Annotated in this window: 17 protein-coding genes; 4 read left to right on the top strand and 13 right to left on the bottom strand. The window is 68.7% G+C overall.

The window, feature by feature from the left end:
- The first annotated feature begins 75 nt into the window (after positions 1-75).
- Positions 76-888, top strand: a complete 813-nt coding sequence (locus ACOOGH_RS15470; RefSeq protein WP_420449772.1) for a hypothetical protein — start codon at positions 76-78, stop codon at positions 886-888.
- Between the two features lie 108 nt (positions 889-996).
- Here the strand turns inward: ACOOGH_RS15470 and ACOOGH_RS15465 are convergent, their stop codons facing one another.
- From ACOOGH_RS15465 to ACOOGH_RS15430, 8 genes are all read right to left on the bottom strand, one after another.
- Positions 997-1,836: a DUF1684 domain-containing protein gene (locus ACOOGH_RS15465; protein ID WP_420449771.1), complete on the bottom strand. Its 840-nt coding sequence runs from the start codon at positions 1,834-1,836 to the stop codon at positions 997-999.
- 244 nt (positions 1,837-2,080) lie between these two features.
- Complete coding sequence (locus tag ACOOGH_RS15460) at positions 2,081-3,634, bottom strand: aminopeptidase P N-terminal domain-containing protein (protein WP_420449770.1); 1,554 nt, start codon at positions 3,632-3,634, stop codon at positions 2,081-2,083.
- Positions 3,631-3,987 carry a hypothetical protein gene (locus tag ACOOGH_RS15455; protein WP_420449769.1) on the bottom strand — a complete coding sequence of 119 codons (357 nt, stop codon included), beginning with the start codon at positions 3,985-3,987 and terminating at the stop codon, positions 3,631-3,633. The genes ACOOGH_RS15460 and ACOOGH_RS15455 overlap by 4 nt, the downstream gene beginning before the upstream one ends.
- A gap of 99 nt (positions 3,988-4,086) precedes the next feature.
- On the bottom strand, positions 4,087-4,872 hold the full coding sequence (locus ACOOGH_RS15450; protein ID WP_420449768.1) for a nucleoside-binding protein: 786 nt from the start codon (positions 4,870-4,872) through the stop codon (positions 4,087-4,089).
- Positions 4,873-4,924: 52 nt separating this feature from the next.
- Positions 4,925-6,223 carry an NCS2 family permease gene (locus tag ACOOGH_RS15445; protein ID WP_420449767.1) on the bottom strand — a complete coding sequence of 433 codons (1,299 nt, stop codon included), beginning with the start codon at positions 6,221-6,223 and terminating at the stop codon, positions 4,925-4,927.
- Between the two features lie 71 nt (positions 6,224-6,294).
- Positions 6,295-9,486: a UvrD-helicase domain-containing protein gene (locus ACOOGH_RS15440; protein WP_420449766.1), complete on the bottom strand. Its 3,192-nt coding sequence runs from the start codon at positions 9,484-9,486 to the stop codon at positions 6,295-6,297.
- On the bottom strand, positions 9,479-12,658 hold the full coding sequence (locus tag ACOOGH_RS15435; RefSeq protein ID WP_420449765.1) for a PD-(D/E)XK nuclease family protein: 3,180 nt from the start codon (positions 12,656-12,658) through the stop codon (positions 9,479-9,481). Before ACOOGH_RS15435 ends, ACOOGH_RS15440 begins: the two co-directional genes overlap by 8 nt.
- Positions 12,659-12,734: 76 nt before the next feature.
- Positions 12,735-13,691: an adenosine deaminase gene (locus tag ACOOGH_RS15430; RefSeq protein WP_420449764.1), complete on the bottom strand. Its 957-nt coding sequence runs from the start codon at positions 13,689-13,691 to the stop codon at positions 12,735-12,737.
- 105 nt (positions 13,692-13,796) lie between these two features.
- Here ACOOGH_RS15430 and ACOOGH_RS15425 point away from each other — a divergent pair, with 105 nt between their 5' ends.
- Entirely contained in the window at positions 13,797-15,182 is a 1,386-nt protein-coding gene (locus ACOOGH_RS15425; RefSeq protein WP_420449763.1) for a sodium-dependent transporter, read from the top strand.
- Positions 15,183-15,215: 33 nt separating this feature from the next.
- The gene (locus ACOOGH_RS15420) at positions 15,216-16,772 is read left to right on the top strand and encodes an alkaline phosphatase family protein (protein WP_420449762.1); all 1,557 of its coding nucleotides are present in this window, start codon (positions 15,216-15,218) and stop codon (positions 16,770-16,772) included.
- 18 nt (positions 16,773-16,790) lie between these two features.
- Here the strand turns inward: ACOOGH_RS15420 and ACOOGH_RS15415 are convergent, their stop codons facing one another.
- From ACOOGH_RS15415 to ACOOGH_RS15395, 5 genes are all read right to left on the bottom strand, one after another.
- On the bottom strand, positions 16,791-17,645 hold the full coding sequence (locus ACOOGH_RS15415) for a DUF3108 domain-containing protein (RefSeq protein WP_420449761.1): 855 nt from the start codon (positions 17,643-17,645) through the stop codon (positions 16,791-16,793).
- 348 nt (positions 17,646-17,993) lie between these two features.
- The gene (locus ACOOGH_RS15410) at positions 17,994-19,175 is read right to left on the bottom strand and encodes a glycosyltransferase (RefSeq protein ID WP_420449760.1); all 1,182 of its coding nucleotides are present in this window, start codon (positions 19,173-19,175) and stop codon (positions 17,994-17,996) included.
- Between the two features lie 27 nt (positions 19,176-19,202).
- Complete coding sequence (locus ACOOGH_RS15405) at positions 19,203-20,360, bottom strand: glycosyltransferase family 4 protein (RefSeq protein ID WP_420449759.1); 1,158 nt, start codon at positions 20,358-20,360, stop codon at positions 19,203-19,205.
- A gap of 123 nt (positions 20,361-20,483) precedes the next feature.
- Positions 20,484-21,557, bottom strand: coding sequence for a lysylphosphatidylglycerol synthase transmembrane domain-containing protein (locus ACOOGH_RS15400; RefSeq protein ID WP_420449758.1), 1,074 nt, complete (start codon positions 21,555-21,557; stop codon positions 20,484-20,486).
- 7 nt (positions 21,558-21,564) lie between these two features.
- Positions 21,565-21,918, bottom strand: a complete 354-nt coding sequence (locus ACOOGH_RS15395) for a hypothetical protein (RefSeq protein ID WP_420449757.1) — start codon at positions 21,916-21,918, stop codon at positions 21,565-21,567.
- Between the two features lie 362 nt (positions 21,919-22,280).
- Between ACOOGH_RS15395 and ACOOGH_RS15390 the strand changes: the two genes are divergently transcribed.
- The gene (locus tag ACOOGH_RS15390) at positions 22,281-23,789 is read left to right on the top strand and encodes a calcineurin-like phosphoesterase C-terminal domain-containing protein (protein WP_420449756.1); all 1,509 of its coding nucleotides are present in this window, start codon (positions 22,281-22,283) and stop codon (positions 23,787-23,789) included.
- Positions 23,790-23,801: the final 12 nt, after the last annotated feature.

The raw sequence follows: 23,801 nt of genomic DNA, 5'->3' as shown, positions 1-23,801 counted from the left end.
TCACGGCAGCCTCAGACTATGGCCGCGCGATTCGCCGGGCTCGGGTGTTGAGGAATGTTGAAGTCACGGCTTCCCTTGAAACTCGACGACGAGACGGTCCGGCAGGTCGCGGATGATCTTTGCTTCCTGCTCTCGGTGGCGCGTGGAACGAAGGTCCAATGGATCACGGAAGAGAAGTTGGATGGCAGCGGGCAGGTGTTACAGCGGACTCATGGGGCTCGGATTACGAAGCCCTTTACACCGCTTGCCCCGATCCATCCGTGGCTCGTCCCCAAACTCTGCGACTTCCTCGAGCAGACGTACCCTCGCTACGTAGCACGTCGAGAGGAATACCGACTCAATAAGGGCACGATCGATGCGGTTCTCGATGCTCGGGTTGAGACTGATTTCCTTGAGATGCGCGCTGCGAAGCTCGCAATCGCCCTTGAGACGTTTAAGTCGAACGTGATGAGCGTCAGATTCCCTGAGGACCAATTCGTCATCGACCGCGACCAGTTCAGCCAAGCGGAGGCAGGAGTGCGTGACGTCCTCATCAAGGAGCTTCGGGGGTCAGGAGTGAGTAAGCGGCATGCGAACGAGATGTCGCAGAAAACACTGTGCTTGAACAGGCGTTCCTTTGGGAGTTTGTTGCGCCGGCTCGCGAAAGATTTGGAAGTACGAGTCAGCCATCAAGAACTTCAGCGGTTCATACACTGTCGGAACGCGCTCGTGCACCGTGGCCGCTTCACCGAGGATGCTCAGTCAGCGGCGTCACGCCGACGATCGAACTACGGGAACTACGCGTTCATGCTCGATGTGATGGACCGGTTTCTCCTGCGTTTGCTGGATTACCGCGGCCCGTATGCTGTAGGGAATGCGGAGGGCGGTGCCGAGCAGCGCCAGATTTGATTCGTTCGTTCGACCGCCGCGGATCTGCAGCGCTACTTGGCTACGGGGTTGTCGGGCCTCTTTGAGGGCTCTCTGGGGGGACGTTGGTCGTGTCGAAAGATTCCCGCGCTACGGCCGCTTTTCGCCCGCGGTCACGGGGAAACGCAGATAGTTCTCCCGCGGCGGGAGGCTGCACACGGAGTGCGGGGTGAAGGCGCACGGCGCGTTGTAGGCCCGGTTGAAATCGATCGTTGTCCAGCCGTCGTCATCCGGGAACGGCGCGCGCATGTAGCGGCCCGCCTGGTAGGTGTCGGTGACGGCGGTCGAATCCCACAAACTGATGAAGTAGGAGCGGCTCGTCGCTCCGGCGAAGGCCATGAGGCGGTGTTCGCCCCCCCCGACGCGGAAGACGAGGTCGCCGGGCGCCGTGTTCTCGAGCGTGCCGCCCCTCACATCCCCGAGCGTGACGGTGCGGGGCTCCGGATAGGGTTCGAAGCGTGCCGTCACCCGCCAGTCGTTCATGATGGGGAAATATTCGGGAAGTGTGAAGCCTTCGAGGCGCGGGGCGTCCGTGTCCCAGACGCGCAACCATAGCCTCTCGGTTCCCGGTTCCGCGTGCACGCGCATCCCGAGCGACCCCAGCGCCAGCCGGATCGTCCCTTCGCTCCGGTCATCGGGGAGTGGCATCGGCTCCGTGATGGCTTCACCGACCGCGCCGGACACCGGATCCCTCAGACTCAGACCGCTTCCGGCCTCCGGGACGAGACGTACGGCACCATCATTGAGGTGCAGGGTTCCGGCCAGGGGCGGCGCGTCTTCCTCGGGGAGGACGATGGCCGAAGCGGGATCCGAGCCGAACGTGTTCGCGCCCTCGGAGAGTTCGAACAGCCCGTCCCAGCTGAGCACGCCCGCGTTGGGGTTCGCGAGGTTTGAACGTCGCCCCTCCCGCCACTCCTCATGCTCGGTCAACAGGACATCGGGGTCCACCGGAGGCGGATCTGGCCAAGTTTCGCCTGCGCAGCCCGTCCAGAGCATGCCGATAACCAAGGCTAGCGTCGGCCTTCGTTCCTTCATGGTCGTGATGCCTTCCCGGGCGGGTATTTCTCAGCGTTCAATGCACCCTCGCATCTTCGATCGCGTTGATCGTGAGATTCAGCTCCGTTGATCCACCATGGGTCCACGAGAGTCGCTCGCGCAACCGAGAACACGCGTCCTAAGGCACTAACGCCTCCAGGGTGTCCGGGTCGCGGGGAATGCCCCCGGTGATGATCTCGGCACCGTCCTCCGTGACCACGACCACCTCTTCCACGAACACCGAGACGCCGAGGTCGTGGTTGTAGTACCACGGCTCGACCGTGAACACCATCCCGGGCGCGAGGGGCTCGTCGAGAAGAGCGGGATCTCCCGACGACATCCCGATATGGTGTCCGAAGAAGGAGGGCGTCTGCATGTAGGGCTCCTCCTCATCCGGGATCGCGTCGTACGCCACGGCCGTGAGTTCGCGCAGCGTGACGCCGGGACGCACGGCCGCGATGATCGCCTCCGCTGCGCGCGTGCTCACAAGGAGCCTCTCCCGCTGCACCTCGGTGAACGCCCCGCTTACGGGGAAGGTCCGTCCCACGTCGCTCACGTACCCGTTGAGTTCGCACCCCACGTCGAAGATCACCAGATCGCCGTCCTCCAGCCGGCGGTTGCGACGGTCGTAGTGCGCCGCGAGGACGCGCCACGGCCACAGGCTGTTGGGTCCCGATTTGATGATCGGCGTGAACGGGATCGCCTGCGCCCCCGCTTCCCGGCAGGCGCGCTCGAACTCGCCCTGGAGCGTGCGCTCGTCGACTCCGGGGCGCACGAGTGCCGCCGCCGCCCGGATGCCGGAGATGGTCGCGACGGCCGCGCGCCGCATGCGCATGATCTCGGCGGGTGACTTCACCATGCGCAGGCGCGCGAAGGTCTCGAACGCGTTGACCAGTTCCGCGTCCGGATAGTCGTCCCTCAGGCGCCGGATGAGCGAAGCCGTGGCGTCGAGACTCCCGATCAGGGGAACGACCGGATCGGGCACCTCGCCCGGGGCACCGGCGTTGACGCGGAATGTCTCGCCGGCCCCCGCGTGTGCGCGCAGGAAACCGTCGAGTTCGGCGACGTCGCGGTAGTCTTCCGCGCCGCCGATGCCGCGGATCTGGTAGTCGTCGAGGAGTGGGCGACCAGGAAAGTCGTTCGGCCGGCCGGGGTTCTCGAAGCGCGCATCGCGCTGGGGCATGAAGAGGATCGACATGTCGCGACGCGCGTCCAGCACGAGCATCGACTGAGGGACCTCCAGACCCGTCAGATACCAGAAGTCCTCGAGTTGCCGGAACGTCCCGCCGTGCGTCAGGCCATCCGAGGAGGGTATGAGCAGGAGACCACCCCCGGTGGCGCGCAGGCCGTCGAGGATCCGATTGCGGCGAAACTCGTACTCCTGCGGCCGGAAGCCCGGGCGAACCCAGTCGGAGTAACGTTGCTCGGGCGTCTGCGCCGAGAGGGGAGCGGGCCCACCGGCGACGTGGCCGACACCCGTCAGGCCCGCCAGCAGGCAGCCTGCGAGTAGCAGGCTACACGTCCGAGAGGACCTTCTCTCGTGCGTCGCCTGGATCCCTGGGGTAGAGGGGATGGGGCGGGGCGATTCCCCCATAGAGAAGCCCGGGCCATGCGTCGCGCGCGCCGACGCCAGCATCTCGCTGGCCGTGCGGTGCCGGTTCCGCTCCGCGCCCTTGACTCCCGTGCGGGTCATTGCCCCTCATATTCCGACCCGGCATCCCTGCTCCGCTTGCGGGCTGCCGCGAGCCGGTCGTGGTAGCGGTTGATCCCGCGGATCCTCTTGAGGATAATCTCGCGGTCCTCCGCGCAAAGCTCGTTCCCTACGTCGGAAAGCCCGTACACCCCGTCCCCGAAATCGCGAAACGGTGAGTAGGGATCATCTCTCATCGAGTCACGGAGGCGATGGTTCACCGTTGCCTCGGGATGCGCAATCGGCGGTCTGAGCCGCTTCCGGTCAATCCACTCCGCGATGTCGGTGTAGTGGACCGGCCTCGGGTGGTGGAGGCACAAGCAATAGAAAATCGCGTCCAGCCATTCAGTCTTCATGGCCTTATCGGGAGCCCTCCTCTCCTAAGAACAACCGCACCGCCGCTGGTTCGGCACGGGCTCCGCCGACCCCGGAAGGCCTCCGGACAACTGCCGTTCTCAAAGACGCCACACGACGAGAAACTGGACCACGCTCTCCGACACGTCGGTTCCCAGTTTGTTGCGCCAGTACTGGTATTCGATGCCGGTCATTAGGCGGCCACCGTTGCCTCCCAGCGCCCGGCCCAGGTCGAGCGTGAGCTGCGGCTGGGCGAGGATCCAGGCGCGGACCTCGTCGCCGAATTCGTTCGTCACGGCGCTGATGTACTCCGCGTGGCCGGTGAAGGTGAACGTCTGCCCGAGCATCTCCCACGTGGCAAGCCAGTTCACGTCGAACATCCAGCCGTTGTCCGTCGACGGCGCGCCCCCATGGTCAAGCCCGCTCGATGCGTCGACGAGACGGGCAAAGTCCGTGTTGAGGAAGATGAACCCCGGGATGTCCCACGACGCCCGGAACCCGGGGGTATACTTGAGCACCTTCGCCTGCGCGCCGTAGTTCACGCCGCCGAGCAGGGCGAAGTCGCGGATCGGTCCGAGGCCCACGCGGCTCCCGCTGATCTTCCCCAGGCTCAGCGACGGATACCACTCGCCGTAGAGGTCCTTCTCGTTGAAGCCGTCGTTCCCCCCGTCGGCGGTGTAGTCGAAGAACATGAAATGGTCGCCCCACGACCACTGCGCGGCGTTCTGGAAGGTGACGACGGTCGTCCCGTGCCCCGTGTCCGTGAACGGATTCACGAGCTTGCCGAGCTGGAGTTGAAATTCCGTTTGGCCGGCCGCAGTCCCCGGCGCCGCGAGGAGGAGCAGGACGGTGGACAACCCGGCATACGACCGCCTGGTCAGATTCATTCGGTCTCTCTGTTGAGGAGGATCAGGGCCAATGTATTCACGCGCCGGCAGGTTACAGCCAGATGAACTTGGCGGCGAACACCAGCGCCACCACGAGCAACATGGGCGGGCACTCGCGCCACCGGCCGGCCAGCACCTTGATCGCGACGTATGTGATGAAGCCGAGCCCGATGCCGTCGGCGATCGAATAGGTGAGCGGCACCCCGATGGCCGTCACAACCGCCGGGGCGGACTCCGTAATGTCGTCCCATTCCACATCCTTCAGCGCGCGGGCCATGAGGCAGGCGACGTACAGAATCGCGGCGGCCGTCGCGAAGGGCGGGACGGACTCGGCCAGCGGCGCGAGGAATAGACAGGCAAGGAAAAGGCCGGACACGACGACGGCGGTCAGCCCGGTCCGCCCGCCCGCGCCCACGCCCGCGGCGCTCTCAATGTAGCTGGTGACCGACGAGGTCCCCAGCAGCGTCCCCGCCACGGTCCCGGTCGAGTCGGCCATGAGGGCCCGCTGGATGCGCGGCAGCCGTCCGTCTTCATCGAGCAGGTCGGCCTGGTGCGCAACGCCGATCAGCGTGCCGGCCGTGTCGAAGAGGTCGACGATGAGGAACGTCAGGATGACCGCGATCATGCCCAGTTGGAGCGCGGCACCGATGTCGAGCGCCAGCAGCGTGGGGGTCGGGTCCGGGGGCAGCGACGCGAAGCCGTGCCACTCCGAGACGCCCAGGATCAGGCCGACCGCCGTCACACCGAGGATCCCGACGATCGCCGCGCCCGGAACCCGCCTCGCTGAGAGCGCCGCGATCGCGCAGAAGCCGAGCAGGGCGAGCAGCGCCGGCGCCGCCGTCAACTCGCCCACCGTGACGAGTGTGGCCGGACTCCCCGCGATGATGCCGGCCTCTCGCAGGGCGATGACCCCCAGGAAGATCCCGATGCCGGCCGAGATCGCCATTTTCTGGCCGCGGGGGATCGCATCGACGATCCAGCGCCGCACCGGGAGCACGCTCAGCGTGACGAACAACGTCCCCGACAGGAACACGGCCCCGAGTGCGGCCTCCCAGGCGTACCCCATTCCGAGCACGACGCCGTAGGTGAAGAAGGCGTTCAGCCCCATCCCCGGCGCCAGCGCGATCGGGTAGTTGGCGTACAGCCCCATCACGAGGGTGGCGAAGGCCGCCGCGAGACAGGTCGCGACGAACACGGGGCCCAACGGCATCCCGGCCTCGGCGAGGATCGACGGATTGACGAAGGCGATGTAGACCATCGTCAGGAAGGTCGTGATCCCCGCCGTCACCTCCGTCCGCACGTCGGAGCCGCGCTCCGACAGCCTGAACCAGCGTTCCAGTCTCTCGGTCATCGGGTCGACTCCTCGAGGGGGGGCGGATACCTGATCCTGCGAAGCACCACCCGATCGCGCTACGGCCGAGATCAGCGGGACTGCTGCTCCCGCATCGGGACGAGGGCGTTGGGGTGTGTGAAGTGCAGACCCACGGCAACCCTGCCGGCCATGCTCGAGGCGGCCGCTCGGTATACGTCGGCCTGGATCCGGTAGCCGCGAGCCACATGCTGCGTTTCCGCGGTCGCGATGTCGTGCGTCTTGAAGTCGATGACGAGGGCGTCCAGCCCCGCTTCCAGACCAAGGGCCCCGGCCAGTCGGGCAGGCGCAGCGCCGGTGTCGGGTCCGGAGCCGGTGAGGCGCCGGTACAGGTCGAAGGCGCCGAACCTCCAGTCTCGCGCGCCCACGAGGTGCGTGAAGGTGAGTTCCTTCCAGTAGTCGCGGCCGAGTTCGCCCTCCGTGTACCAGGCCCACTCTTCGCTCTCCGCCACCTGGCGGATCTCCGCCTCCAGTTGTCCGCGGTATTCGCTCCCGGGACGCAGCATGGCTTCGAGTTCGGGCTCATCCAGCGAGCCGATCGTCTCCTCCAGGACGCGGGCGATCTCCGCCTCCGCCTCCAGCCTTTCGAGCACGCCGTGGATGATCTCGCCCCGGACGGTGGCGGGGAGACCGGCGTCCTCCCCGGAGGCCTCAGGCGCGAAGTGCCACGGGGCGAGGACTCCGTGCTCGTACCGGCGGGCCCATTCCTCGGCATCCTCGTCCAGCATCATCAGTTCGGTCGCCGACCGGGTCCAGCGCAGTGGCGGATCGGGGAGGGCGTGGATGAGGGCCGGCGGCTCTGCAACCTCGTACCTGTCCAGCCACTCCAGCGTCGGAGGTCGGCTGGTCTGCGGCGCCGGGCGCACGGCCGTGTCGCCCTGCTCCGCCGCCTCTCCTTCGGCGAGCCAGCGGTCGTAGCCCTTGCCCTCCTTCGGTCCCACGATGATGAGCCGGTCGCGGGCCCGCGTCGCGGCCACGTACAGGAGGCGGGCTTCCTCCGCCGTCGACTCGAGTTCCTCGCGGCGCAGGATACGGTGGCCTCGAGCCCCACGGTCGGAGGCCTTCAGGCAGAACAGTGGGCCGAGTTCAGGGTCGGACCAGTACTCGTTCGTACGGGGGGTCCAGAGCTTCCGCTCGACGCCGGTCAGGAAGACGAGCGGCCACTCCAGGCCCTTGGCCTGATGGATCGTCGAGAGCGTGACGACATCATCTTCCTTCGAGTAGAGCGGGGCTTGCGGGAGTCCGATGTCGCGATTCGTCGATCGATCCCACACCTCGAAGAACGTGGAGAGGTCGTTCGCGCGATGGGATGCGGCGAAGTGGATGAGACTCTGCAGGTTCGCGAGGATCTCCTCCGCTCCCTCCATGAGGAGGACGTGGAGACGGTATCCGGTACGCTCGAGCAGCTCCTCGATGACCTCGTCGAGCGCGAGCCTCGGCGCGAGTTGCCGCAGGTCGTCGAGCACCGAGAGTCCCTGTGCCAGCGCGCCCCGCTCGATTTCCGTCAGTTCCGGATGGTCGGGAGCTTCCGGCCACGCGCCGTCGGCCAGCCACCGCTGCGCGCGGCGGAGGAGCGGCCCGTAACGCTGGAGCATGTGCATGCGGGCGATTGTCTCGTCCCGGAGACCCACGAAGGGCGAGCGCAGGTAGCCCAAGGCCCGGACGTCATCGCGCTCGTTCTGAAGCAAGCGCAGCGCGTTGAGCACGTCGAGGATCTCCTGGCGTTCGCCGAGGTGGGCCATCCCGGAGACGAAGTAGGGGATGCCGTAGCGCTTGAGCGCGGTTTCGACCTGCTCTAGCCCGCTGCGGGCGCGGTAGAGGAGCGCGATGTCGCGGAACGCGAGCGGCCGCAGCTCGCCGCTGTCCGGGTCGCGGACCTCGTCGCGGCCCACCGAGGCGAGGATCCGGGTGGCGATGCGGACGGCCTCGGCTCCGCGGCGTTCGGCGACGGTGTCCCCACACGCGCGGACCCACTCGACGCCGGTCTGTGGATGGTCGGGCACGCCGGCCACGAGGTCCGCGTAGTCGATCCGGCTTGCAAGACCCTCCTCCGCGAGCGCGGCGCCCGTCTCATCCATGGAGACGCGCCCGACGACGTTCACGAAGTCGACGATCGGGGGAGCGCTGCGGAAGTTCCTCGGAAGATCGAGGATCTCGCCCTCCTCGCCGAACTCGGCGGCGACCGCATTCCACACCGAGATGTCCGCGCCACGGAAGCGATAGATGCTCTGCTTCGGGTCGCCCACGAGGAAGAGCTGCGGGCGGTCGACGCCGCGTCCGATGGCGAAGGCGATGTCGCGCTGCGTGAAGTCGGTGTCCTGGAACTCGTCGATGATGAGCATCCGGTAGCGGTCGCGGATCGCGGCGAGCGCGGCGTCGCCGGAGGGGCCGAGCAGGAGATCGGCCGCGCCCAGGACGAGGCTGTCGAAGTCGCGCCCATTCTCCTCCTCGAGCCACGCATCCCAGCGCGCGCGGGCATCGAGCGCCAGGTCGACGAGGTCCGCGCAGATCGTGTGCGCTTCCTCGTCCTTGGCGTCACTCTCGCTGCACAGGGCCCTCAGTACGGGCAGGTCGAGGCCGGGGCCTTCGTGGGGGAACAGGTCGAGCGTTTCTCCGGGCTCCGGCGGCGGGTCGCCGCGGAGCCACTTCGCGTGCCGTCGTTCTCGCCATCGGAGGTCGCGCAGCACGTCGCGGACGTGGTCGATCGCCCCCTTGGAGTGCTGCCAGCCGGTGAGTTTCCAGCGCCGCAGTATCCGCTGCGCGGCGGGGTCTTCCTCTCCCAGCCGCTCGAGCAGGAGCGCCTTGATGAGTTCATCCTGCTCGGCCCACGCCTCGTCCTCATCGAGGATCTCGAACGTGGGATCGATCCCGAGCCGCAGGGCGTGTTCGCGCAGCAACTCACTGCAGAAGGAATGGATCGTGCCGACCGAGGCGCGGTCGATCTCCCAACGCAGTTCGTCCGCGCGCGCGGATGCCTCGATGCGTTTGCGGAGCTGCCGCTTGAGGTCGTAGGCCGCCTTCTCCGTGAAGGTGATGGCGGCGATCTCGTCCAACCGGCAGGAGACGGCCGGCGGCTCGAGCGGCTCGCCCGTCTCGCCGTTCACTCCGAAGGGGAGGCCCAGCCGCCACATGATCTTGCCCACGACCGTCGTCGTCTTGCCCGTGCCCGCGTTCGCCACGAGCAGCGTATCGTCCTCCGACCGGATCGCGCGCACCTGCTCGGGCGTCCAGCGAATCTCAGCCACCGGCGCCCTCCCCGAAGTCGTCGAAGCGGTGGCCCTCGGCGAGCTGGGCGTCGCTGCGGCGGACCTCGCGCGGCGGATCCCACGACCACCAGGCACCCTTCCGCGACACGACGGCCTCGAAGCACCCGGCCCGCACGCGCCCGGGGATGGAGAGCGCCATGGCGAGCGCTCGCTTGTACCTCTCCTCCCCGAAGGTGACCCGCCCCCCATTGAGCGGTTTCCCGGGACTCTTGATGGACCGGTACCGGCAGGTGCCCATCGCGTAGTCCCGGTCGGCCATCACCTGCGCGTAGAGCACTCCCTGCAGCGCCGTCGCGTCATCGAATCTCGGTGCCGGAGGGGGCCTGCCGCTCTTGTAGTCGAGGACGTGGTAGAGCCCCGTCCCGCCGCCGTCCCGATCCACGCGGTCGATGCGGCCGCAGAGGCGCAGGCGGGTGGCCCGTCCGCGGACATCGGTGCCCGCAAGCATCGTGCGCTCGTCGTCGAAACCGAACCCGACCTCGGTTTCGATCGGACGCTCGCCCTTCTCCGCCATGTGCCCCAGTTCCCACGCGATGTAGTCGCGGACGGCCGTGACGATCCCCTCCCGGGTCTGCTCCCAAAGGCTGGCGACGCCGAGCCACTCTCCCTTTTCCGCACGCTCGGCGCAGACCTCGTCGGAGATCTCCGCGAGTCGCGCCTCGACCGACCCCTCGAGAGAGACCGGAAGCCTCTCCATGAATTCGGCGTAGAAGCGTTCCAGGATCTCGTGCGCCACGCTCCCGAAGGTGAGGGGCGTCGTCTCCTCCTCCGCCTCCTCGACGCCCTCGAGCCAGAGCACGCGTTCGACGAGAAAGGTGAAGGGCGATCGGGCGTAGGCCTCGAGCTGGCCCGCGGACCATCGATAGTCGTCGTGGAAGCGGCGCTCCAGTTCCCGGAGCACATCCGGATCGCGCAGGTGGCCGTTCCATGGATTCGGACGCAGGGCGGGGTGCATGACCCTCTCGGGGCCCGTTGAGGATACGGGGATGAGGAAGCCGGGATAGCGCTCAAGGCCCGGACCGCGGTGGACCTCGGCTGCCGCCGCCACGATCGCGCGCGCGATGCGTTCCGGGCGGGCGGGCGCGACGCGGGGCCGCTCCGCCGAATCCGGAGCTCCGAGAGCCCTGTGGATCGCGAATGCGGCCCGCCGATCCGCCTCGGCCGAAGTCACGGGGTCGAGGTCATCCGAGGGACGACGGATCCGGGGCAGCTCGGCGGCGTCCTCGTGCCGCGGAACCATGAGCGACGGAAGAAGCGGCGTGCCGCCCGCATCCGTCGTGCGGTAACTGACCCACACCGGGCCCGCCTGGTGCGTGACCGCGCGCCACAGCCCCCGCTCACGACGCAGCGTCTCGTCCCGGTGGGCCAGCGGCAATCCGAGGGCCGCGAGGCGACGGCGCTCCGTGTCCGTGAACACGCCGGTGGCGGCGCCGGCGCGCGGGAACTCGCGGTCGTTCGCATGTACGACGAAGGTGTGGGAGAAGGGGACGAGCGCGGCGTCGTGCGCTTCCAGAACCTGGACGCCCTTCTGCCCCGGGGTGGACAGGACGAGTTCGTTCGCCTGCAACAGCTTCCGGAGCAGCGCGTGCCACGCCGCTGGCAGAATCGCTTCGTCCGGGTGGTCCAGCTCCCGCCACTCCTGCAGCAATCTCTCCAGGAGGAGGATCCCGCGCTGGTCGGAGCGCACCACCTCCCAGCGTTCTTCGACCGGATCGCACACGCGGCGTCTCAACCGGAACAGACCGCGGTCCTCCTTCAGAAGTGCGAGCGTCAGGTCGATCCAGTCGGCCTCGGAGCGGGCTTCGCCGAGCGGTTCGAGCACCTCGCGCAGCGCGCGGAAAGCCTCGATGTCCTTCTCGACGCGGTCGAGGAAGAGCCCCCGGCCGCGGACCTCGCGCGCCTTGTTCTCGACGAGCGGACGCAAACGCTCGAGCGCCTCGCCCCAGCCATCGAGCCCGACGACGCGGCGGAGGGCCGCGATCGCGTCGACGCTTCGCAAATCGACGCGGGTGTCGAAGTACGGGTGCGCGAGGAGCGCCCGAAGAGACCGGTAGTCCCAGTTCCGCCCGACGCCGCGCAGCACGAGGAGGAGGGCTCTGAGCGCCGGGACCTCGTCCAGCGGCGTCCGGACGCGGGCCGTGGCGGGGACGCCGGCCCGGCGCAGCGCGCGGTACGCGCGCTGGGTGTTGTCGCGGCCGGACCTCGCGACGATGGCGACCTCGTGGGGCTCCGCCCGCCCCGCGGCCAGGATCTCCTTCACCCGGCGCGCCACCCACGCCATCTCCCGCGCCGCGTCCGGCACCGGTTGCACGTGCACCGGCCCCGCGACACCGACGTGGCCGCCGCCTTCCGGGTCCCCGCCACCGGGGGTGCCGCCTTCGGGAGCATCGATGATCTCGGTACGATCGGCCAGGGCGTCGAAGAAGCGGTCGGATTCGGATTCGAGCGGGAGATAGAGGTGCACATCCACCTCCTCCTGCCGGGCCAGCGCCGCGAGGATCCGGCGACGCGTGCGGGGGCTCGCGATGCTGTACACGTGCAACTCCGGGGCGCCGCCGATCGCCCTCGGCAGCCCACCCTCCCTGATCCGCCGGGCGATGTGGGCGTTGACCGCCCGCGGGTCCAACAGGCCGCGTTTCCGCAACGAGTCCAGGTACGCCCGGTAGACGGCCACGGCCCAGGCGTTGCGGCGTCGGGCGAAGTCGTCCCCGCCGAGCTCCGCCAACGCCCCCTCCAACTCAGCGGACGACACCCCCTCGGGGAGCAGATCGCCGAGCAGTCGGTCCAGCATGTGCCCGCGGATCACGGCATCCCCCCGGGCGGGCTCGCGCCCCAGGAGGTCGCGTCCGAAGCGCGCGGCATACCGGCTGACAAGGCGACGGCGCGTGAGCAGTCCGACCTGCCGGTCGCGAATCCCGAACCGGTCGGTCAGCTGTCCGAACAGCGTGACGGGCGGGTCGAGCCATCCCGGATGTCCGCGTGCGTGCGCCGCGTCGTAGAGCAGATCCTGCAGGTTCCGGTGGTTGAGCCAGATCCAGACCGGCGCCCCCGCGCCCGGCTCAGCCGGTGCGGCCGCCTTGGCCAGAAACCGCTCGACGCACGCCTCCCACAGCGCGGTCGCGGTCGGCGCTCGAACTACGGTAAGCGACATGGGTCAGCTGTGGGGCGAATGTTCGGTCTCCGCTGAAGGGACGCACGCCCGACGGTCGTGAGGCGCGCCGGTTTCGTCAAGTTGCGAAGGACGCTGCCAGAGAGTTGCGGGCGAGTGTCTCGATGTCCTCCGTCGAGAGGTCGACCGCCTCGGCGACCTGGCGGAAGTTCTCGTTGATGTAGCCGCCGAAGTAGGCGGGGTCGTCGGAGTTCACGGTGGCGACGAGTCCCAGATCGAGCATGCGCTTGATCGGATGCGCTTTGAGATCCTCGACGACGCGGAGTTCGAGGTTCGAAAGTGGGCACACCGTCAGCGGGATGCGGTCGTCTCGTAGCCGGGCGACCAGCGCCTCGTCCTCGAGGGCGCGATTCCCATGGTCGATCCGTTCGACGCCGAGGGTGTCGAGTGCCTCCCAGACGTATTCCGGCGGGCCCTCCTCGCCGGCGTGGGCGACGAGCCGGAGTCCCAGGTCCCGAGCCGCCTCGAACACGCGAGAAAACTTCGAGGGCGGATGGCCGACCTCGCTTGAATCCAGCCCCACGCCCAGGAGCCGGTCCCGGTACGGCTCCGCCGCTTCGAGCGTCTCGAACGCCTCCCGTTCGCTGAGGTGCCGCAGGAAACAGAGGATGAGGGACACGCTCACGCCCCGTTCCCGCGAGCGGGCGATTGCCCGATCCAAACCGTCCATCAGCGTCCGCAGCGGCACGCCGCGCCCGGTGTGGGCCTGCGGGTCGAAGAACATCTCGACGTGGACGACGTTGTCTGCCGCCGCGCGCCGCAGATAGGCGTCGGCGAGCGCGAAGTAGTCCTCCTCGGTCCGGAGCACGTTCATCCCCTCGTAGTAGAGGTCGAGGAACTCCTGGAGGTTGTTGAAGGAGTAGGCCCGGCGGACCTCGTCGACGGTCCGGTAGGGCAGCGACACGCCGTTCCGGCGGGCCAGATCGAACATCATCCCGGGTTCGAGCGAACCCTCGACGTGGATGTGCAACTCCGCCTTCGGCGTGCTCCGAATGACCTCGTTCAGCGTTGGCATGGCATGCGTCTGGTGGCCCCTCGTGACGACGGGGTACTATGGATCGTCGAACTCATGCGGGGGCAGAGACCCCCCGCCCGGATAACGCCCGACTGGACATGTCCCATGAGCCAACCCCGCGATAGCTGGAGTTCGAACGTCGGCCTCGTGCTCGCTGCGACCGGCAGCGCGATCGGCCTCGGCAACCTGTGGAAGTTCCCGTTCATCACCTGGGAGAACGAGGGAGGCGCCTTCGTCCTCGTCTACCTGATCTGCATCCTCGCCGTCGGCCTGCCGATCATGATGGCGGAACTGCTCATCGGGCGCAGGAGCCAGAAGAGCGCGGTCGGGGCGCTCAAGGAAGCGGCCGGGCCCTGGTGGGGCATCGTCGGCGGGTGGGGCGTGCTCGCCGGTTTCATCCTCCTCAGCTACTACACGGTCATCGCGGGCTGGTCGCTGTACTACTTCGCCCAGTCCATCGGCTGGACGTTCGGCGGCTATCCGGCCGGAATGGCGGCGGGCGACCTGTTCAACGAGCAGGTGGGGAACGCCGGCCTCCAGCTCGCACTCTCGCTCAGCTTCAGCGTCGCCACGATAGCGGTCGTCTACTTCGGCGTGAGCAGGGGGATCGAGCGGATCGCCCGCATCTTCCTCCCCATCCTGTTCGGCATCCTGCTTCTCCTGCTGGTGAGCGCGCTGGGGATGAGCGGTTCCGGAGAGGCGCTGAGCTTCATCTTCCGCGCCAACTTCGGGGAGCTGGAGATGAGCGGCGTCCTCGAGGCGCTCGGGCACTCCTTCTTCACCCTCTCCCTCGGGATGGGGGCGATGATCACCTACGGCTCCTACATCTCGCGCAAGCACTCGATCGTGAAGGCGTCGGGGGCGATCGTGGCGCTCGACACGCTGATCGCGCTCGTGGCGACGGTGATCATGTTCTCCGTCATCTTCTCGGTGGCGGGGATGAGCGATCAGGTGAGCGGTTCGCCGGTGGGGATGCTCTTCATCTCGCTGCCGGAACTGTTCTACACCGCGGTGCCGTTCGGCGTCGTGCTGGGGCCGCTCTTCTACGTGCTCGTGGCGCTGGCGGCGCTGACCTCGACGATCTCGCTCCTCGAGGTCGTGTCGAGCTATGTGATCGACGAGCACCGGCTCAGCCGGCCCAAGGCGACGGTCCTCTGCGGCGGGGCGATCTTCGTGTTCACGATCTTCGCGGCGCTCTCCTTCACGGGGACCCCGTTCCTCGCCACGCTGGAGATCTTCGCGGACAAGGTTGGCTGGTTCTCGACGGTCGATCACTTCGTCTCCAACTGGATGCTGCCGACCGGCGGATTCGCGATCACGCTCGCGGCGGGCTGGTTCATGACCCGGAAAGCGACGGAGCGCGAACTGATGGACGGCACGGAGCCGCGTTGGTTCCACTACGGGACGTGGCGCTTCTTCATCCGCTGGGTGGCGCCGATTGCGGTGGGGGCGATCATCGTCGCCGTCATCCTGGGCCGCGACTTCAGCTGACGAGAGCCGGTTGACGGGAGGCGGTAGACGGCTGTGGCGGGTCGTGCTTTGAGGCGGGGCCGCGTGGGGGCCGCCGCGCTGGCCGGGGCCGCGCTCCTCGCTGGCTGCGGAGGGTCGCCTCCCCCGTCGTCCGGCGAGGCGAGCGGCGGGGCCGGGGGCCGGCCCGGGATCGGCCGCGAGGAGGTCGTCGAGGCGCTCGCCCGCGGCTGGTTCCCGGGTCGGGTGGGAGACATCGCCGTGATCCCCGACCCGCAGGCGATCATCACGTATCCGAGCGAGAGCAACCGCTACATGCACGGCGGGCCGTGGCCGTTCGACAGCGACCTCCTGCTCCTCCTCCACGGCGAGAGCTTCTTCCGGCCCGGCGTCTACGGCGGTGCAGCGTCACACCAGGACATAGGGGCGACCGTCGTTGATCTTCTGGGACTTTCCTCCGGGGCCGATGCGACGGGTCGTCCGCTGCGGGAAGTGTTTGCGGATGCGGAGCGGCCCGGGCGCCCGGGGGTGGTCGCCGTGCTCGTGCTGGACGCCATGCGCGACGACTACCTGGAACGATGGGCCGAGCTTCTCCCAAACCTGAGCCGGCTCGCGGCGGAGAGCGCCCGGTTCACCGAGGCTCGGGTCGACTACCTGCCTACCAACACCTCGACCGCGCACTCGACGATCTCGACGGCGATGGACCCCGCGCTACACGGGATCGTCGGCAACACCCTCTACGACCGCCGGATCGGCGAATCGAGGCAGGCCTACGAGGGAGTCGCGCCCTACAACCTCATGGCGCTCACGTTCGCGGACCGCTGGGGCATCGCCACTCGGGGCCGCGCCGAGATCGTGGTGCAGGCGGGGACGGACTACCCGGCCGTGGCGCTCGCGGGCCATGGGGCGTGCATCCTGGGCGGCCATCCACGGTGGCTGGCCTACTACGACTCCGGGAGCGGTGCGTGGCGTACGAACGAGGATTGCTACCACCTCCCCTCCGCCGCCGGGGAACTCCATTTCGGCCCTCGCCTCGACGCCACGGGCCGCATGTGGATGGGACACGAACTCGGTAGCCCCAGCGAGGCTCGGCGGTCGGCTTTCTTCACGGCCCTCGAGGGCGAGGCCGCGGTCGCCTTCATCGAAGGGAGCGCCTTCGGCGAGGATGAGATTACCGACCTCTTTCTCGCCAACCTGAAGAGCACGGACTACGTGTCCCACAAGTACGGCCCGTTCTCGCCGGAGATGGAGGCGACGCTGGCGGAACTGGACGGATGGCTGGCCCGAATCGTGGCGGCGCTCGAAGCGAAGGCGGGGCCCGGAGGACTGGCCCTCATCGTGACGGCGGACCACGGGATGCCGGACGCCCCGGCGAGCGACGACCTGTGGGTCACGTACGACGACGTGACGGCGTGGCTGAACGAGCGCGTGGACCCCGGCGGGCCGGGTGTGGTCGCCTTCTACGAAGGCTCCGAGAACCAGATGTTCCTCGACCACGACAGGCTGGAGGCGCTGGGGCTGGCGCCGGACGATGTCGCCCGCACGCTGGAGGAGGCTCCGGCGGTGCGGTTTGCGATCACCGCGCGGGAGGTACGGGGCGCGCTTACACGGTGACGGGCTGGACCTTCGCGTTCAGGATCCCCTCGACCCTCCGGTGGCGGCGGTGCCGGGACGGAAGTCTCTGAGGTAGAGCGTGAGGCGTCCCTGCCGGGTCTCGGTCGTGACCATCACGATGGGGTGGGGTGGGTCGACCGCCACATGGATCCGGGCGTCCGACTCCGGCGTGAACATCGACATCCCCGGGACTACCGCCCGCAGGACGTAGACGTCGAACCGCCCCGCGGGGACGCGCGTCCGATCCCGGCGTTCGAGTTCGAACCAGGCCGGGCTGATCTCCGAGAGGTAGTAGCGGCGGACGCGGAAGGAGGTCTCTCCCGACGCGATCCGGCGCCGCATTTCGTACAGGATCGCGAGATCGTCGATCGGCGCATCAGGGAGCATGACCTCAAGCGGTGGGTCCGTCGCGTCGGGATGCGCCGGATCCGCAACCTGGCCATCGAGGTGTTCGACGCGCAGCCGCCGCTCGGGCCCATCGAGGTGGACCCGCCAACTGGTGCGCCTTCGCCCCTCCTGGATGAACCGTTCGAAGCGCAGGGAGCGGAGCGGAGCCAGCATCACCCAGCTTGTCTGCCGGTCGTGGATCCGGAAGAACGGAATGGGAGCCCCGAACTCCACCTCGATGCGGTAAACGTCCTCCCCGGCGACCGTTTCTCGGTCCGCGACGGTCAGTTGGTTGCTCCCCAGCTGGATCGGGCCGAACTGGACGCCGAACTCCATGATCTCGCCGACGGCCAGGGTCTCCGCGGCAGCCGCGGTGTTGGCGGACGCCTGACCGGAGAGGGGCGCGGCGGCCAGCAGGCCGACGGACAGCGCGCTCCACCACCGTCCGCGGCGCGATCGCGCCCCCGAAACCGCCGACCGCGTCACAAACTCGCTACGTCGATGGGCCGAGCGAACAGTGTCTGTGCCTGAGCAGGCTGATACATGACGACGGAGATCACGTCCGGCACCGCGAAGTCCATCGCGCAGTCGAACGGCTTGGTGAACCCCTGTTCCGCATAGTCCCACAGCTCCCGCTCCGCGTAGTAAAGGAGGACGAAGAGAAGTACGCGGGTGAGCGCCGGGAGTCGATACGTCGCCTCAGGCGCCAGGCCGCACTCATGGCGACTTGACCGGCCCGCGGGCGGGGCGAGCCCGCCTGTTGCGCCGGCGTGATCCCCCCGTTCAATCGTGCGTGACCCGCGCTCGCGATGCTGGGGGGACTGGACGCGTGTCCTACGCGGTGACGGGCCGAGCCTTCGCGTTCAGGATCCCCTCGTAGCACAGCATCAGCGCGCGGAAGTGGCTCTCGGCCGTCTGGATGCGTCCGGCCGCGAAGCGACGCACGAGATCGGGATGGATCTCGGGCAGGCGTTCGAGCAGCCCGGCGATCGCGTCCGCGCAGGCGGCCGAGTCGCCCGCGGGGTAGGTGGCGCTGAAGCGCGGGTGGACCAGGTCGGCCGCCGCGCCGTCGTCGGGGGTGACGACGGGGAGTCCGGCCGACATCGCCTCCGCGACCGCGAGTCCGAACGTCTCGGCGGAGGAGCCGTGCAGGAATACATCCGCGCTCGCCAGGGCACGAGTGAGCCAGTCGTGGTCCCGAATCTGACCCGCGACGTGGACCCCGCCCGCCTTCGCCGCGCGGCGCTCGATCCACCGGCGGAGCGGTCCGTCCCCGAACAGCACCAGCCCTGCGGAGCGGCCCTCGTTAACCCGCTCCATCGCCTCGATGAGGGTGCCGATCCGCTTTTCGGGGTGATGCCGCCCCACGGCGACGAGGAGCGCGGCGCCTTCACCGAGCCCGCAGCGTTCGAGCAGTTCGCGGCGCAGGGCCGGATCGCGGCGGGCGCGCGCGAAGCGGTCGCGGTGGATGCCGAGGGGGATGACCCGCGTGTTCCCCGCCCCGAATCGTCGCAACCGACGGGCGTACCAGTGGCTCGCGACGACCGTCGCGTCGAAGCGCCGCGTGAGCTTCCGGGTGCGTCGCCAGTGCCAGCCGAAGATCCGGTGCATGCGGTCCTCACCGATGTGCGACGACAGCAATGTCCCAGGATACACCGCGATCGGATCCTGGTGGAGGACGAGGCTGCGGGCGGCCGCGTCGGTCCATTCCGAGCAAACGGAGGCGGCGCTCCAGGGCGAGGAGCATTCCAATACGTCGGGGCGCTCCCGCTCGAGTATCGAACGGACCGCTTCGGCCGAGGCGAACATGCGGTAGCGGCGGTCGAACGGGAGGCGGGGTGACCTGACCCAGATCACGCGCCCCCCGGGCCGGGGCGACTCGGCGTCCCTCGCACCCGGCGCGACGATGACGACCTCGTGCCCGAGCACGGGCAGGGTGGCGAGCTTCTGCTCGATGTACGTCTTCACTCCGCCACCCGCCTCCGCGTAGAACTCGGCGACGTCGAGGATCTTCATCGACTCCTCACCGACCGGCGCGTCACGCTAGGCGGCGTGGTCGAAGGCCGGGATTCTTGCAACCTCCCGGTAGTCTGCCAGGAGTCTCGCGAACACCGCGTCCCAGCTGCGCTCGTGGGCCGTGGCGAGCCCACCTTCCCGGATCCGGCCTCGTAGTTCGTCGTCTTCGAGGAGGCGTCGGATCCGTCGCGCGTAGTCGCGGACGTCGTCCGGGCGGGCGAGCAGGCAGTTCACCTTATCCTCCGCATAGTCGAGGACGCCGCCGCCCCGCACCGCAGCCGCCGGGACGCCGGAGGCCATTGCCTCGAGGAGGCAGTTTCCGAACGTTTCCGTGGAGGACGGGAAGAGAAAGACGTCCGCCGAAGCGTAGGCGGTGGCGAGTTCCGTCCCCTCGAGCGGCCCCGTGAGGTGGGCGTTCCAGAGCGCCCGCCGCCCGATCTCCTCCTCCATGAGCCCGTCCCCGACGAAGCTGAGGGCGACGTTGCGTCCGTCCGCGCCACGCGCCATCCCGCTCAGCGATTCCCACGCGGCCATGAGGAGGTGCAGGTTCTTCTCCGGCGCGAGACGTCCGACGTAGGCGACAAGGAGGTCATCGGGGCCGATCCCGAAGCGCGCCCGCCACTCATCGGACCTGTATCCCGGATGGAAGCGGCGCGTATCCACGCCGCGGGACCAGATGCTGGTGTGCGCGACACCGCGTGCGTTGAGGTGGGCCTCGTACGGCCGTGAAGGGCAGAGTACCCGGCCGGCGTTCGCGTAGAACCGCCGCAGGTACACCCACCCGGGCTTCATCACCATCCCGAGCCCATACAGCGAGGAGTACTTCTCGTAGTCGGTGTGCGCCGATGCGATGCGCGGGATGCCGAGTTTCCTGGCCGCCCACGCCCCCACCCGACCCATCGGAAACTCGGTCGCCAGGTGGACGATGTCGGGGTCGAAGCGTCTTAGATCCCGGAGCACTTCGTGCTTGCGGGGGAATCCCCACGGGATCGAACGGTCGAGCGCAATGGGCCGCCCCGGGGAGCGATGCACCTCGGGCCGGTCGGCCCCGACCTCGGCCAACCGGGGGGTATAGACCCGCGCCGAGTGACCGCGGGCCTGGAGTCCGTCGACGGTCCGCACGAGCGTGTGCGACACGCCGCTGATCTTGGGCCAATAGACTTCAGAGAAATACGCGATTCGCATCGGTCGCCTCCCCGCCTCCGGTACACCCCACGCTACGGACCTCTTGTTGCGACGGGTTGAACGGAGAACGGCAGGTGCGTAAGGGCTGCCGACGGGTCCCCGTGACGTTTGTCACAGTCTTCGTTACACGCGCGCGATGCGTCGCGCGCCGGAACGTCCGGTCGGGGAGGTCAGGGAGATATCCGGTCGCCACGCTGCCCGGGCCCGCGCGCGCCTCTTCAGGGCGCTCACGCCGATCGCCAGCGCGCCGGTTGCCGCCAGAAGATGGTGCGTGTAGAAGCGCCACCACACGAGGACGACCGCCAACTCGTCGGCTCCGAAGTCCGCCGCGAGGCTGGCGGCGAACCCCATCTCGATCACGCCGCCGCCGCCGGGAAACGGGAGCGCGGCGCCAGGATACAGGAAGAGGAGCGGCCAGGCGACGAGCCGCAGCAGCGAATAATCTGCCGCGAGCGGGAGGGCGAGCACCGGGAGGATGGCGAGGCGGGCGCCGACGTTGAGGCTGCTCAGGGCCAGCGTCAGCAGCTGGGCCGGGACCGGCGCCCGCCGTACGAGGCGGAGGGTGCGGCGGAACTTGAGCCCCTGGAGCCGCAGCCCTCGCCACCGGCGGCGCGAGACGCCGAGGCGGGCGAGCGGCCGAGGTACCCGGTCGCGCGCGGTCCGGCGGCGGATCGCGCTCGCAACCAGGAGCGTGAGGACGATTACGCTGGCGAAGGCGGCCGCCAGCAGGCTGACGATGCGCACGGCCGGAGAGATGACCGCGAGCGTGAGCGCCAGCGCGATGACGACCATGAGATCGCCCACGACCTCCCCCGCTACCAGCGCCGCGCCCGAGACCGGCGGTACCCCATCCCGATGCAGGACCCAGACCCGCGCGGGGTCGCCGCCGGTGCGCGCCGGCGTGACCGCAGCCAGCGCCTCCGCCCACAGGTGGGCCCGCGCGCCGCAAGAGGGCCGGACCCTTTGCCCGCAGGAACGCCCGATGTGAGTCAACCTGAGGGCGCGCACGAGCAGGGACAGGAGCACGCACCCGAGTGCGGCGAGATGGATCCCGATGGGGATCCGGTCGATCAGAGTGCTCGCATCGGACACGCCGCCCGCCAGCACCGCGAGGACGGCGAGGCTGACAGCAACGGAGAGCGCGCTCCACCATCGTCCATGGCGCGATCGCGCCAGCGTCACCGCCGCCCGGGTCACAAACGCGCTACGTCGATGGACCGAGCATGCGGTGTCGGTGCCTCAGAAAGCGGCGATACACGACGACGGAGATCACGGCCGGCACGGCGAAGTCCATCGCGCAATCGAACGCCTTGGCGATCCCCTGTTCCGCGTAGTCCCGCAATTCCCGCTCCGCGTAGTAAAGCAGGACGAGAATAAGTACGGGGGTCAGCACCGGAAATTCTATCCGTCGCCTCAGTCGCCACGCCGCGGTCATGGCGAGCAGCGCCCATATCCCGTGCGAGAGCGACGTCTTGATCGTCTGTTCGAGGGCCGTCCCGGAATGGACCCACGCCGCGATGTCGCGGATCACCGGCAGTTGCAGGATGAACTCTTCCACGGTCGGCGATCGCCCCTTTTCCCTTGCCGTCACGTATCCCGGCCGACGGAAGCGGCCGTTTCGACCCGCCCCATGGTTAGGCGGCCCATGTAGCCGGCCGGCGGCGTGCGCGTAACGGTTGGGCACGGCGTGTCCGCCCCACGGGTAACGCGTTCGTGGCGACTTGACCGGCCCGCGGCGGGCGACGCGGCCTGTTGCGCCGGCGTGACCGCCCGTTCAATCGTGCGTGACCCCCGCCCAATACTCTGCCGTGGCAGTCTGGCCGGGCTTCGGCGCCCGCCGCCGAAGCAGGCGAGGACGCGCTGATCCGGGATGATCCGATCGGGGCTTACCGAAAACGAACCGAGAACGAGAGCCTGCCAATGCTGAACCGACGCACGTTTCTGAGGACAGGGAGCCTCGCCGCAGCCGGGTGGGCGGCGCTCGCCGACCGCATCGTCGCTGCCCCGTACGATCCCCTCCCGAACCTCGCCGGGATCGGGCGGACCGCCGCCCCCCCGGTCCGGGTGCAGGGGATCGTCCGGGCGGAAGGCCGCGGGCTGGGGCGCGTCGCCATCTCCGATGGACTCCAGGTCGTGGATTCCGACGCCGATGGCCGCTTCGAACTCGTGACCTCGGCCGATCGAGGCTTCGTCTGGGTACGGATCCCGGCCGGATACGGGATCCCGACCAACCCATCCGGCACCGCGCGCTTCTACGAGCGCATCGACCCGGCGCGGAGCGAGATGTCGGTCGCGTTCGACCTCGCCCCGCTCGGCATGCCGGACGATCGCCACGCACTCCTCCTCCTCGGCGACATCCAGACCGAGACCGAAGAGGAGATGGGCTGGTTCCACGAACGGTCGGTGCCGGACCTCCAGGAAACCGCGCGGGAACTCGGGGAGGCGCCGCTCGTGGGGATCGCGGACGGCGACATCATGTTCGACCACCTCGAACTCTATCCCGAGTACGAGCGCGGGGTCCGGCGGATCGGGGTCCCGTTCTTCCAGGTGATCGGGAACCACGACCTCGACATGGAGAGCCGCACGGACGAGGCGTCGACGGACACTTTCTCACGGCACTTCGGGCCACGCTACTACTCGTTCGACCGCGGGGCCGTGCACTACGTGGTCCTCGACGACGTGTTCTGGCACGGAAGCGGCTACATCGGCTACCTCGACGCCTACGCCCTGACCTGGCTGCAGGCGGACCTGAGCCGCGTCGAACCAGGGGCCCCCGTCGTCGTGGCGACGCACATCCCCGTGTTGGGCAGCTACCACACGAGGCAGGGACGCACCTCGCCGGACCCGCCCGTGGCGATCATGAACCGGGAGGCGCTGTACCGCCTGCTGGAACCCTTCCAGGCCCACATCCTCACCGGCCACACGCACGAAGTGGAGCACGTGTTCGAGAGCGGGACGCACGAGCACGTGGCAGGCGCGATCTGCGGGGCGTGGTGGAGCGGGCCCATCTGCCATGACGGCGCCCCGAATGGCTACTGCGTGTACGAGGCGGCGGGCGAGGAGATCTCGTGGCGCTACAAGTCCACCGGGTTCGACGCGACGCACCAGATGCGGCTCTACGCGCCGGGGGCCGACCCGGCCGCGCCGGACGAGATCGTGGCGAACGTGTGGGACTGGGACCCCGAGTGGACCGTACGCTGGTTCGCCGATGGCGATCCCCGCGGCCTCATGGCGCGCCGGCCGGGCCGCGATCCGTGGAGCGTCGAACTCCACTCGGGCGACCAGCTGCCCGCTCACCGCCCCTGGGTCGAGCCCCGCATCACGAACCACATGTTCTACGCGCGCGTCGACCCGGGGGTGGCGGAGGTACGCGTCGAGACGACGGACCGCTTCGGCCGCGTCTACTCGGAGTCGCTGCGCCTCACCTGACCTCGACGGGAC

The organism is Candidatus Palauibacter sp. (assembly GCF_965213655.1).
Taxonomy (GTDB): Bacteria; Gemmatimonadota; Gemmatimonadetes; order Palauibacterales; family Palauibacteraceae; genus Palauibacter.
The sequence above is the reverse complement of the archived record's forward strand: the minus strand, read 5'-3'. Positions and strand labels throughout refer to the sequence as shown.

Bases quoted from the DNA above. Each gene is read 5' to 3' on its own strand.
- ACOOGH_RS15435 (WP_420449765.1), bottom strand. From the start codon at position 12,658: ATGTCGCTTACCGTAGTTCGAGCGCCGACCGCGACCGCGCTGTGGGAG.
- ACOOGH_RS15450 (WP_420449768.1), bottom strand. From the start codon at position 4,872: ATGAATCTGACCAGGCGGTCGTATGCCGGGTTGTCCACCGTCCTGCTC.
- ACOOGH_RS15390 (WP_420449756.1), top strand. From the start codon at position 22,281: ATGCTGAACCGACGCACGTTTCTGAGGACAGGGAGCCTCGCCGCAGCC.
- ACOOGH_RS15445 (WP_420449767.1), bottom strand. From the start codon at position 6,223: ATGACCGAGAGACTGGAACGCTGGTTCAGGCTGTCGGAGCGCGGCTCC.
- ACOOGH_RS15425 (WP_420449763.1), top strand. From the start codon at position 13,797: ATGAGCCAACCCCGCGATAGCTGGAGTTCGAACGTCGGCCTCGTGCTC.
- ACOOGH_RS15430 (WP_420449764.1), bottom strand. From the start codon at position 13,691: ATGCCAACGCTGAACGAGGTCATTCGGAGCACGCCGAAGGCGGAGTTG.
- ACOOGH_RS15410 (WP_420449760.1), bottom strand. From the start codon at position 19,175: ATGAAGATCCTCGACGTCGCCGAGTTCTACGCGGAGGCGGGTGGCGGA.
- ACOOGH_RS15460 (WP_420449770.1), bottom strand. From the start codon at position 3,634: ATGACCCGCACGGGAGTCAAGGGCGCGGAGCGGAACCGGCACCGCACG.
- ACOOGH_RS15455 (WP_420449769.1), bottom strand. From the start codon at position 3,987: ATGAAGACTGAATGGCTGGACGCGATTTTCTATTGCTTGTGCCTCCAC.
- ACOOGH_RS15405 (WP_420449759.1), bottom strand. From the start codon at position 20,360: ATGCGAATCGCGTATTTCTCTGAAGTCTATTGGCCCAAGATCAGCGGC.